Origin of the sequence: Thermosulfurimonas marina (genome assembly GCF_012317585.1) — a bacterium.
Taxonomy (GTDB): domain Bacteria; phylum Desulfobacterota; class Thermodesulfobacteria; order Thermodesulfobacteriales; family Thermodesulfobacteriaceae; genus Thermosulfurimonas_A; species Thermosulfurimonas_A marina.
In genome coordinates this window covers 1,062,304-1,073,719 of the sequence record NZ_CP042909.1, presented here as the reverse complement: position 1 = coordinate 1,073,719, position 11,416 = coordinate 1,062,304, and the positions used below count along the sequence as shown (strand labels likewise).

Annotated in this window: 8 protein-coding genes; 5 read left to right on the top strand and 3 right to left on the bottom strand. The window is 61.2% G+C overall.

The window, feature by feature from the left end:
* The first annotated feature begins 109 nt into the window (after nt 1-109).
* The 4 genes from FVE67_RS05650 to FVE67_RS05635 all read left to right on the top strand — a co-directional run bounded on the left by FVE67_RS05650 (nt 110) and on the right by FVE67_RS05635 (nt 5,097).
* Entirely contained in the window at nt 110-1,042 is a 933-nt protein-coding gene (locus tag FVE67_RS05650; RefSeq protein ID WP_168719666.1) for an aspartate carbamoyltransferase catalytic subunit, read from the top strand.
* Between the two features lie 280 nt (nt 1,043-1,322).
* Nucleotides 1,323-2,600, top strand: coding sequence for a dihydroorotase (locus FVE67_RS05645; protein ID WP_168719665.1), 1,278 nt, complete (start codon nt 1,323-1,325; stop codon nt 2,598-2,600).
* The gene (argH, locus tag FVE67_RS05640; protein WP_168719664.1) at nt 2,585-3,985 is read left to right on the top strand and encodes an argininosuccinate lyase; all 1,401 of its coding nucleotides are present in this window, start codon (nt 2,585-2,587) and stop codon (nt 3,983-3,985) included. The genes FVE67_RS05645 and argH overlap by 16 nt, the downstream gene beginning before the upstream one ends.
* The gene (locus tag FVE67_RS05635; RefSeq protein ID WP_168719663.1) at nt 3,982-5,097 is read left to right on the top strand and encodes an exonuclease SbcCD subunit D; all 1,116 of its coding nucleotides are present in this window, start codon (nt 3,982-3,984) and stop codon (nt 5,095-5,097) included. The genes argH and FVE67_RS05635 overlap by 4 nt, the downstream gene beginning before the upstream one ends.
* Here the strand turns inward: FVE67_RS05635 and FVE67_RS09470 are convergent.
* Entirely contained in the window at nt 5,069-6,976 is a 1,908-nt protein-coding gene (locus FVE67_RS09470; RefSeq protein WP_168719662.1) for a bacteriohemerythrin, read from the bottom strand. The two genes, FVE67_RS05635 and FVE67_RS09470, sit on opposite strands and share 29 nt — an antisense overlap.
* Before the next feature lie 146 nt (nt 6,977-7,122).
* Here FVE67_RS09470 and FVE67_RS05625 point away from each other — a divergent pair, with 146 nt between their 5' ends.
* Entirely contained in the window at nt 7,123-10,119 is a 2,997-nt protein-coding gene (locus tag FVE67_RS05625) for an AAA family ATPase (RefSeq protein WP_168719661.1), read from the top strand.
* Here the strand turns inward: FVE67_RS05625 and FVE67_RS05620 are convergent.
* Nucleotides 10,102-10,935 (bottom strand): spermine/spermidine synthase domain-containing protein, encoded by an 834-nt coding sequence (locus FVE67_RS05620; protein WP_168719660.1) that lies wholly within the window; start codon nt 10,933-10,935, stop codon nt 10,102-10,104. The genes FVE67_RS05625 and FVE67_RS05620 overlap by 18 nt on opposite strands.
* Nucleotides 10,932-11,363: an adenosylmethionine decarboxylase gene (gene speD, locus FVE67_RS05615; RefSeq protein ID WP_168719659.1), complete on the bottom strand. Its 432-nt coding sequence runs from the start codon at nt 11,361-11,363 to the stop codon at nt 10,932-10,934. Before speD ends, FVE67_RS05620 begins: the two co-directional genes overlap by 4 nt.
* Between the last annotated feature and the right edge of the window lie 53 nt (nt 11,364-11,416).

Genomic DNA, 11,416 nt, shown 5'->3' with positions numbered 1-11,416 from the left:
CTTGCCGCCGGGGGCGAGCGGCCATTTTTTCCGAAAAATGGCCGGCTTGTTCCGCGGCTGCTTGAGGCTTGACCCGAGGGCCCCTCTCCGGCTAAATAGGAGATGGACCATGGGTGTAGATTTCCCGCACCGCCACCTCCTAGAGATCGGTCCTCTTTCCCCGGAGGACCTCTGGACCGTTCTTAAGACCGCCCGCAACCTCAAGGAAGTGCTCCGGAGACCCATTCCCAAGGTCCCCACTCTCCGGGGAAAGGTGGTGGCCCACCTCTTTTTCGAACCCAGCACCCGGACCCGCCTTTCTTTTGAGCGGGCGGCCAAGGTGCTTTCGGCCGAGGTCCTGAACTTTTCGGCCCGGGGGAGCAGTCTGGAAAAAGGAGAAAATCTTCTGGATACCATAAAAAACGTGGCGGCCATGGGGCCGGACCTTCTGGTCATCAGGCATCCGGCCTCCGGGGCTCCCCATTTTGTAGCTCGCAAGATCGGAATCCCGGTGATCAATGCCGGCGACGGCTTTCACGAACATCCCACCCAGGCCCTTCTGGATCTCCTTACGGTTTGGGAAAGAAAGGGAGATTTCCAGGGGCTCAAGGTGGCCATCATCGGAGATATTCGGCACAGTCGGGTGGCTCATTCGGACATCCTGGCCTTTCGCAAGCTGGGGGCCGAGGTCTGGGTCTCCGGCCCGGGGACCATGCTCCCTCCGGAAAGGGAGGCTCTGGGGGCCCGGGTGGTCCGGCGGGTGGAAGAGGCCGTGGAGGGGGCAGACGTGGTCATGGCCCTGCGGGTACAGAAGGAGCGCCACGGCCGGTCCCTTTTCCCCAGCTGGCACGAATACTCCCGCTTTTTCGGACTTAACCGCCGCGTTCTTTCCCGGGCGGCAGAGGGGGCTCTCCTTATGCATCCCGGGCCCATCAACTGGGGAGTGGAACTGGCTCCAGAGCTGGAGGACTTTCCCGGACAGGTCATCCTGGAACAGGTGGAAAACGGAGTGGCCGTGCGCATGGCCCTCCTGCTCCTGCTTCTTAAGGCTGCGGAAGCATGAAATCTCGCACCCTTTTGGAGATGGGGAAGTGGTTTCTCAACCTGGCTCTGGCCCTTTTTGTGACGGGAATATTGACTCCTCTAGTCTCCCAAAAATTCATGAGCAGAGAATTGGCCTTTTTGCTGGAATTAAGCTTTGGAGTATGTTTAATAACCGGAATCTATTTTCTTGAACTCGGAGGGAAAAATGGGCCCCATGGAGATGGCGCTTATGTTTACGGCCACGGCCCTAATCATAGCCGGAGGAGTGTGGATCTGGCATCGGCACTCTCTCAGAGGTCATGAGGCTTCTCATTCGTAAGGCTCGGATCCTAGATCCCTCGCAGGGACTCGATCTGGAAGGGGACCTCTTGATCGAGGAAGGGCGGATTGTGGCCCTGGATCGAGAGATCCCTCCTCCTTCCGATTGCGAAATCTTTGAGGCTCAAAGACTTTGGGCTCTCCCGGGTCTTATCGATCTCCATGTCCATCTGCGGGAGCCCGGAGAGGAGTGGAAGGAGGACCTGGAAACCGGAACCACGGCAGCCGCCGCCGGTGGCTTTACCGCCGTAGCCTGCATGCCCAATACCCGCCCTCCGAATGACTCTCCGGAGGTGACCCGTTACCTCCTTTCCCGGGCCCGGGAGGTGGGCCGGACCCGGGTCTGGCCTGTGGCCTGTATTTCTAAAGGCCAGGAGGGGCGAGAGCTGGCCCCCTTCGGAGAGCTCAAAGAGGCCGGGGCGGTGGCCCTTTCAGATGACGGCCGCCCGGTGGCGGATTCTGGACTTATGCGCCTGGCCCTGGAGTATGCGGCAAGCTTTGATCTGCCGGTGATCTCGCATGCGGAAGACCCCGGACTTTCGGCCGGGGGACAGGTAAACGAGGGGCCGGTGGCCGCCCGCCTGGGGCTGAAAGGCATTCCGGCCGAGGCCGAGGCGGTGGCTATTTTCCGGGAGGTACGTCTGGCGGCGCTCACCGGAGTTCCGGTACATATCGCCCACGTCTCTACCGCCCTTTCCGTGGAGATCCTCCGCCGGGCTAAAGAAGAGGGCCTTCCGGTGACCGCGGAAACCGCCCCTCATTACTTCACCCTTACCGAAGAAGCGGTCCTGGAATACAATACCCAGGCCAAGGTAAACCCCCCTCTGCGGACCGAGGTCGACCGGGAGGCCGTGCGTCAGGCCCTGGCCGAAGGGGTCATCGACGCCGTGGCCACGGATCATGCTCCGCACAGCCCCCTGGAAAAAGAGGTGGAGTTTCCGGCCGCAGCCTTCGGACTCCTCGGGCTGGAGACCGCGGTCCCCCTCACCCTGAATCTGGTACGGGAGGGACTCCTCAGCCCTTTACGCTTTGCCGAACTCCTTTCCACCGCCCCGGCAAGAATCCTCAAAGTCCCCGGGGGAACCCTTAAGCCCGGCTCTCCGGCCGATGTCACCCTCATTGATCCCGATCTCCCCTGGGTGGTAACCGAAGAGGAGTTGCATTCCAAAAGCAAGAACTCCCCCTTTCTGGGTTGGGAGATGCGCGGAAGGGCGGTCCTTACCCTGGTCGAAGGAGAGGTGCGGTGGCGTCTTCGGTAAAAAAGCCCTGGGGAGGGCGCTTTCGGGAGGACACGGACCGTCTGGTGGAAGAATTTACGGAGTCGGTCTCCTTTGACCAGCGTCTGGCCCTCCATGACCTCCGGCAGGACCTGGCCCATCTGGAGGCCCTGAAGCGCGCCGGGGTGGTTACCGAGGAAGAGGCGGAGCGCATCGCCCGAGGGCTTTCGGAAATCGAGGCCGAGATTCGCGAAGGGCGTTTCGTCTTCCGGGCCGAACTCGAAGACGTACACATGAATATCGAGGCCGCCCTGCGGGAGAAGATCGGGCCCCTGGCCGGAAAACTTCACACGGGCCGCAGCCGCAACGACCAGGTGGCCACGGATTTTCGCCTTTACCTCCGGGACGAAATCCGGGAAATCCTGCGGCTTCTCCATGACCTGCGACGGGCCCTGGTGGAAAAGGCCCGGGAGGGCCTGGAGATCATCCTCCCCGGATTCACCCATCTCCAGCATGCCCAGCCGGTCCTCCTGGCCCACCATCTTTTGGCCTATTACGAGATGTTCCGCCGGGATGCCGACCGCTTTCAGGATACCCTGCGGCGTACCGCGGAGTGCCCTCTGGGCTCGGCGGCCCTGGCCGGCACTCCTTACCCTCTGGACCGGGAGCTCACCGCCCGCCTTCTGGGCTTTGAGCGGCCCTCGCGCAACAGCATGGACGCGGTCTCCGACCGGGACTTTGTCCTAGAGTTCCTCTTCGACGCCGCGGTCACCATGATGCACCTTTCGCGCCTGGCCGAAGAGATCGTCCTCTGGATGAGCCCGGAATTCGGCTTTGTGGATCTTCCAGACGCCCTGTGCACCGGATCCTCCATAATGCCCCAGAAGAAAAACCCGGATGTGGCCGAACTTCTGCGCGGAAAATGCGGCCGGGTTTACGGAAACCTCCTGGCCCTCCTTACGGTAATGAAAGGGCTCCCCCTCACTTACAATCGCGACCTTCAGGAGGATAAAGAACCGGCCTTTGACACCGCAGACACCCTCCGGGCCTCCCTTAAGGTGGCTGCGCTCCTGGTCCGAGGGCTTTCGCCCCGGGCCGAAAGGATGAGGGCCGCGGCCGAGGAGGGACATCCCACGGCCACGGATCTTGCGGACTATCTGGTGATGAAGGGTCTTCCCTTTCGGGAGGCCCACGAGGTCACCGGGCGCATCGTGGCCTTCGCCGAGGAGAGAGGCCTCAAACTCTGGAAGATTCCGCTGGAAGACCTTCGGCGTTTTTCGGACCTCATTGAAGAAGATGTCTACGAGTGGCTTTCGGTGGAGGGGTCGGTGGCCCGGAGACGCACTTATGGAGGCACCGCTCCGGAGAGAGTAAGGGAAGCCCTGGCCCAGGCGGAAGAGGAGCTTTCGGCCGAGGAACTTCCGTGAGGGTCCTCCATACCGCGGACTGGCACCTGGGAAAGCTCTTCCACGGGATCCATCTCACCGAAGATCAGGCCCGGCTGCTGGAGGAGGAATTTTTCCCTCTGGTGCGGGACCTCCGGCCCGACCTGGTGGTTATCGCCGGAGACATCTTCGATCGTCCGGTACCTCCGGGAGAGGCCGTAGCCCTCCTGGGAGAGGTGCTGGCCCGACTGGCGGAGACCGGGGCCACGCTTTTGGTCATCCCCGGCAATCACGATAGCCCCGAGCGCCTTTCCTTTGCCCGGGAACTCCTGGCCCGGGTGCGGGTCTTTGTGGTGGCGGACGAGAGATACCTTCGGCGCCCGCTTCTCCTTCTCGGAGGTCCGCCCCTTTATGTGGCTCCCCATCTCTCCCCCTTTCGACTGCGGGAATTCTTGGCCTCCTTCGGGGAGGGAGATCTTCCGGAAAGCCCCCGAGGGCTTTGGGAAAGGCTCCTTTCCCGGCTCTCCCCCGGGGGAATTTTCGTGGGGCATCTCTTTGTAGAGGGCGGGCAAGCCGGGGAATCCGAGGCCCGCCTTTGGGTGGGAGGCGAGGAGGCTGTCCCGGCCAGGGCCTTCGAAAAGCTCGATCTCGTCCTCCTGGGGCACCTCCACCGCCCTCAGCGTCCGGCCGAAAATATCTACTATGCCGGCTCTCTTCTTCCCCTTTCCTTCTCCGAAGCCGAAGACCAAAAAGGGGTCTGGTTTTTCGAAATGGACGAAAGGGGACGGCCGGGGCACCGGGAATTTCTGCCCCTTTGCCCTCCACGGCCCTTCCGGGTCCTCCGGGGACGGTTTGAGGAACTCCTCTCCGGCCCCCGAGAAGAGGCCTATCTCAAGATCGTCTTGGAAGACTCCGGGCCCATTCCCCAGGCCTTCGAACGCCTGAAGGAGCGTTATCCCTACCTTCTGGCCCTGGAGTTCGCTCCGGAGAATTCCTCTAGCGGGCCCCTCAGGCCTCCACCAAGTCCCGAGTCCCTAAGCGAGGAAGAGCTTTTCGGGAAATTTCTCCAGGAGGTGGCCGGAAGGCCGCCCTCGGAGGAAGAAAGGACGGCCTTCCGGGAGGTCCTTAAGCGCCTCGGGCCAGCTTTTCTTTAAGGAAGGGCCCATATTTCTTGTCCGTCTTTCCGATGTGGTTCACCAGCCAGTCCTTGAGAAAGTTCAGGAGATCGTAGGACACCGTGGCCTCGCCCCGCTCGAATTTCTCCTTGAAGGAGAGGACCTGGGCGGTGAGCTTGCGGTGGATCTCCTTGTGGAGGTCTCCCTCAGGATAGCCGAAACGGTCGAAGTAATATTCCTCGGTCTTGAAATGGTAGTCGGTGTAGGCCACCAGTTCGTTCAGGATCTCGCCCAAGACCTCCCGGCCCTTTCCGGACTTGACCGCCCCGTAAAGCCGATTCACCAGGGAGACCAGTTTGCGGTGCTGCTGATCGCACTCCGGAACCCCGGTCTCAAGCTCCGGGGTAAACCGGAAAAATTCCTCTTCGGTCTCTCCCAGGCTCAGATGGACCCCTTCTTCCCTGCGCCCCCCCACCAGGGCGATCCAACGGAAAAAGATTTCCGAAAGGCGGAGAAATCGGGGCAGGGTCTCCCGGCGAAAGATCTCGATGGCTCCGGCCTGATCTCCTGCGGAAAGACGCTTCTGGATTTCCACGGCTGTACGATGGAACTCCTCGTGGATAGGACGGAGCTCCTCAAGGAGAGGCTCCACCTCCGAGGGGGGCCGGTATTCCTTGAGGAAACGCCCTAGGGCACAGCGATGGGGATCGGTCTCCACCTCCGGGGGCTTTCCCGCCAGAAGCCCATTCAGGACTTCATTTAACCACTGATAGTGTTTGGTAAGAACCCTTTCGAGCCGCACTTCTTCGAGGAGACGGGCCTCGGTGGCCTTTTCGAATTCCGGCGAGGCCCTCAGGCCATGAAGGAGGAGATTGTTTTCCACGGTCACGGCCTCGGTGGCCGCCCGAAAGCCCTCCATGAGGGTGCGGACTTCCGAAAAACCTTTGGTGTGTTCCATGAGGGTCTCCGAGACCTGGTGGGTCTTTTCCACCACCTCTCGCACCCTTTCTACATTCTGGGTAAGGTCGGAGATGGTGGCCGTCTGTTCCTCGCTGGCTGCGGCAATAGTTGCGGCCATCTGGTCGATCTCCAGAATGCTTTCGGTGATGCCCTCCACCGCAGAGACCGCCCTTCGGGTCTCCTCCTGGATTTCTTCAATGATGCGGGCAATTTCCTTGGTGGCCTCGGCGGTCTGACGGGCCAGTTCCTTGACTTCATTGGCCACTACGGCAAAGCCCTTTCCGGCCTCCCCGGCCCGGGCCGCCTCAATGGTGGCGTTTAAGGCCAGAAGGTTGGTCTGATCAGCGATTTCGTTGATCACCTGGGTCACGGAGCCGATCTTTTCCGCGCTGGCCAAGAGATTTTCGATGGTTTTCCGGGTCTCCACCGCCCGCTCCCGGGTCTCGGCGCTCTTGGCCGCGGTCTGAGAGATGTTTCCCGCAATCTCCCCCGCGGCCAGATTGAGATCGTTAAGCGCCCGGGAAAGGGTCTCCACATCCTGACGGGCCTCCCGTGAGGTGCCGAAAAGATCCAGGGCCAGGTGGTCGGTCTTTTCCGCAAAGGAAAGCAGTCTTTGGGTGGCCTCGTTTACGAAATCCTTGATCTCCGAAAGGACCAGGCCCTGCTGCTGCATGGTGTGAAGATAGGCGGCCACCTTAGCCGCAAAATTGAGGGTCAGCTCTTCCAGAGGATCCTCCGAAGGGAGAGCCCGCACAAATTCCAGATGGAGATAGTCTCGGAGGACCGGCAAGTCTTCCTCTTTTTTGTCTCTCCGGCCCTCCAGGGCCGCAAGCCCCACGGCCAACAGGGTGCCCAAAGGAAAGAGGTAAAACCAGGGGGCCGGCACCGGACGCAGGGCCCCAAGAAAGGCCCCTAATACGGCTATCACCAAATAAAACCCTGTCCTCCAGGCCTTCATCCTTCCCTCCTTTTAAAAAGTTGTTTATATAGATCATATTTTAGGCTATCCTTAATTTTAAGTATTATTACACTAAAGGAGGAAATTTTGAATATCACTTTTAGCTGTTGGCCTGAGAGCTAAAGGTCGATTATCTTTAAGATCGCATGCGTCCCGGGCAACTGCGTATCCAGGCCTTCGGTCCTTATCTTTCCCGAGCCGAGGTGGATTTCCGGCGGTTTGAACCTTACGGACTCTTTCTGATCTCCGGGCCCACCGGAGCGGGAAAGAGCACCCTCTTTGACGCCCTGACCTTTGCCCTTTACGGAGAGGCCAGTCTGGAGGAAAAAAGTGATCGCGATCTGCGCTCCCTTAAGGCCCCTCCGGAGCTTCCCACGGAGGTGGATTTCGAGTTTGAGCTTGCCGGCCGCAGGCTTAGGGTCCTCCGGCGTCTGCGGATCACCGGGAAAACCTTTACCAAGGAGGCGGCCCTCTGGGAGGAGGGACGCCTCCTTGCCCAGCGGCCCACGGAGGTCACCTCCCGCCTGCGGGAGATCCTGGGCTTTACCGCCCGGGAATTTCGCCGGGTGCTTCTCATCCCCCAGGGCCGCTTCCGGGAGATTCTCCTTTCCCGGGCCGAAGAACGAGAAGCCCTCCTGAGGGCGGTCTTTCAGACCGAACGCTTTCTGGCCCTGGAAGAGGCCTTCCGGGAAGAGGCCTCTCAGGCCCGGCGCCGGTGGGAAGGCCTGGTGGCGCAAAGGGAAGCCCTCCTGCGCTCGGCAGGGGTAGAGGAAGAAGCGGCCCTGGAAGCCCGCCTCAAGGAGTTGGCCCAAGAGAAGAAGGCCCTTGCGGAAAGACTTTCGGCCCTCCGGAGGCGGCGCCAGGGGCTGGAAAGAGAACTCGAGGAGGCCCTGAAGCTCGCCCGGGAATTCGAAAGATGGGCCGCCGCGGAAAAAGAGTACCGAAAGCTTGAGGCCTTACGCCCGGAGGCCGAGGCCTGGCGTCGGGATTTGGCTATCCTCCAGAAGGTGGAGGCCCTGAAACCCCTCCACGAAAATCTTCTGCGTCTGGAAAACCAGATGGCCCGGGATCGGAAAGAAATTGAGGATTTGGCTGCGCGAGGGAAGAAATTAGAGGAGGACCTTCACCGTACCCGTCAGGAATGGTCCCGGCTCGAGGCGCGGCGTCCGGAAATCGAGGCCCTCCGGACGGAGCTTTTGCGTCTTGCGGAATGGCGAAAACGGCTCCTTGAGGTCCGGGATCTGGAAAAGAAGGCCCGCAAACTGGATCAGGAGACTGAGGCCCTGGCCCGCGAAAAGGAGGCCTGCCAAAGGGCCCTGGCCGAGGCCGAAAGGGAACTGGAAGAACTGGACCGGCGTCGCCAGACCCTTGAGCTCCCGGAGCTGGCCCCTCTGGAGGAGGCCTGTCTGGCCGCGGCCAGAGATCTCGAGGCCGCAAAAGAGGTGTCCCGTCTTCGGGAAAATCTCTCCACGGTGCGCAAGCAGCTGGAGGAGCTTGAGGCCGAAATCCGGAAGCTGGAAAAGGCCCTGGGGGAAGGGAAGAAACTCCTGGACCGTCTTCGGGCTCTTCTTAAAGGACATAAGGCCTGGGAACTGGCCCGGGAGCTTGCTCCGGGAAGCCCCTGCCCGGTTTGTGGCTCCCGAAAGCACCCGGCCCCGGCCTGCCCTCCGGAAGAGGTGCCGGAGCCGGAGCGTCTGCTCCAACTGGAGGAAGACCTCTTTGGTCTGCGGAAGGAGCTTTCTGAACGTCGGGGCCGCCAGGAGTCCCTCCTTAAGGAGGAAGCCCGCCTGGTCTCGGAGATCGAAAGGAGACTTTCGGCCGCCCCTCAGCTGGCCGACCTTCAGGCCCTGGAGGAGGCCGCCCTCCGGGCCCGGAAGGCCTATGAGGAGGCCCGCAGGCTCCACCGGGAGGCCGAAAGGCTCTCCCGTTTGGCCACCGAAAAACATCAAAAGCTGCGAGAAAGCTATCGCCTGCGGGAGGTGCTGGAAGAGCGCCTCAAGGAGTTGACCCTCCAGAAGGAAACTTTTCAGGCCCGCCTCGGGGCCCTTCTCGAAGATCTCCCTCCAGGGCTTTCCTTAGCTACCCTCGAAGTCCGGGAAGCGGAGCTTCAGGGGAAGATCCAGGAAAGCGAAAAGGCCCTTGAGGCCCTGCGCGAGCAAAAGGAAGGCCTTCAGAGAGAAAAAGAGGCCCTGGCCGCCCGTCTTTCCGAAATCGAGCGGCGCCTTCAAGAAGCCGAAAAAGATCGAAAGGCCCTTGAGGGACAACTTGCTGAAAAGCTGGCCCAAGCGGGCCTTTCCGACCGAGACCAGATGACCTTCTGGATAGAACGCCTCGACGAAAGGGAAGCCCTAGAGAAAAAACTGCGAGAATACGAGGGGCGTCTTTCCCGCTTTGCGGCTGAGGTGGAAGAACTGCGGGAGAGGCTCTCGGGCAAGGAAAAACCAGACCTCGAGGCCCTGCGCCGGCGTCTTCAGGAAATCCTCGAAGAGAAAAGGCGCCTTTCCGCCCGGCAGGGGGCCCTGGCCCAGGAAGAGGCCGCCCTGGGGGAAAGGGCCCGGGAACTGAGACGGCTTTCTCAGGAACTTCGGGAGGCCGAAGCCCGTCTGCGTCTTTTCGAAGGGCTTTCACGTCTCCTTTCCGGGCAGAACGACCGCCGGCTTTCCTTCCATCGCTTTGTGGTCTCGGCCTTACTGGAAAGGGTGCTGGTCCGGGCCTCGCAAAAACTCTCCCGGATGACCGGGGGGCGCTATCGGCTTTTGCGGGAGACCGAAGTGCGCGACCGTCGCCGGGCCGCGGGTCTAGACCTCCTGGTGTTCGATGCCTGGGCCGGGGCCACCCGCCCGGTGGCCACCCTCTCCGGGGGAGAGTCCTTTCTTGCGGCCCTGGCTCTGGCGCTTTCCCTTTCGGAAGTGGTCCAGGAACTGGCCGGGGGACGCCCTTTGGGTTGCCTTTTCATTGACGAGGGTTTCGGAAATCTGGACCCCGAGGCCCTGGAGACCGCCCTTTCCGTGCTTTCCGAGCTCCGGGCTGGAGGGCGCCTGGTGGGTCTTATCTCCCATGTGCGGGAGTTGGCCGAAAGGATCCCTGCGGGGCTGGAAGTCCTGCCTGAGAGGGCCGGCAGCCGTCTAAGACTGCGCCTCTAAAAGCTCCTGCCACCAGGGGGGGAGGACCAAGGAGGCCCGGTGCATCTCCGGGCTATAGTGACGTCCCCGAATTTCCCTTCGAGGGAGGAAATCCTCCTTCTGCCGGGTGGAGCCCAGAAGAAAGGCGATCTCGTCCCCATAGCAGGGGACCATGGCCCGTAGGACCCGAAGCGAAGGAAAGATCTCCCGAGCCAAACGGAAGGCCCCTTTCAGGATCTCCGGAAAAAATCCGGGAAGGCTGGCCTGCTGAATAAAGACTCCGCCCGGCCGCAAGACCTGATGTAGCCCGACATAAAATTCCGCCGTGTAAAGGGTCTTGGCGGGCCCTACCGGATCGGTACAGTCCACAATTACCAGATCGAAGGCCCCCTCCGGAAGACGTCTCACCGCCTCCAGTCCATCTTCTACCCGAAACTCCACCCGGGGATCGTCGTAATTTCCGGAAAGTTCCGGGAAGTATTTTTTACAGGCCCGAAAGACCGAAAGGTCGATCTCTGCCTGGACGATGCTTTCCAATCCCTCTAATTTCTGGAGTTCTCGCAGGACCCCTCCGTCTCCGCCTCCCACAATGAGGACCCGACGGGGGGCCTCCGGAAGCACGGCCGCCGGGGTATAGACGATGGTCTCGTGGTAGATGAACTCGTCCCGCTCCGTAAACTGCACAATCCCGTCCAGGACCACCAAGCGGCCCCAGAAGGAATTGTGGAAGATCTGGAGGAGTTGGCCGGCCGGGGTGCGTTCCTCGTAGATTAAGCCCACCCGAAAGCTGCGACCGTAGTCCCGGCCCAGGCTCTCACGCCACCAGTAGTGAGTCAAGTCTCTCCCTCGGCAAAGAGATTGCCGCGTTTGACCTCTACCACATGGACGTAGGCCGGACGGAAGGCCTCCTTCATGCGCTCCAAGATGGCGTAGGCCTCCTCCTGGCTGGCGGCAAAGATGTCCACCGCCGCGTAACCGTTTTCCGGCCAGGTGTGGATGAAGATGTGGGCCTCCTCGAAGGTGGCCTTGGCCGAAACCCCATAGGGCTGAAACTGATAGGCGATCACCTCGCCCCGGTCCCCACAACCATTTCCGGAATAGCGCAGGGCTCGCTCTACCTCGTGGGCTCGGGCCAAGACCTTAAAGGGCGCCTGCCACATCTCCACCAGAAGATGAGTGGAAACCGGAAAGGCTCTCTCCCGTCTGCCCCCCTGGGCGGGAAGGACATCCAACCGGTCAATCTGGCACACTGGGGTGGTTCGCATCTCACACCTCCCCCCAGGCCAGGGCCTGGTTTTTGAAAATTTTTACAAATAAA

Bases quoted from the DNA above. Each gene is read 5' to 3' on its own strand.
- FVE67_RS05650 (WP_168719666.1), top strand. From the start codon at position 110: ATGGGTGTAGATTTCCCGCACCGCCACCTCCTAGAGATCGGTCCTCTT.
- FVE67_RS05645 (WP_168719665.1), top strand. From the start codon at position 1,323: ATGAGGCTTCTCATTCGTAAGGCTCGGATCCTAGATCCCTCGCAGGGA.
- FVE67_RS09470 (WP_168719662.1), bottom strand. From the start codon at position 6,976: ATGAAGGCCTGGAGGACAGGGTTTTATTTGGTGATAGCCGTATTAGGG.
- FVE67_RS05625 (WP_168719661.1), top strand. From the start codon at position 7,123: ATGCGTCCCGGGCAACTGCGTATCCAGGCCTTCGGTCCTTATCTTTCC.
- speD (WP_168719659.1), bottom strand. From the start codon at position 11,363: ATGCGAACCACCCCAGTGTGCCAGATTGACCGGTTGGATGTCCTTCCC.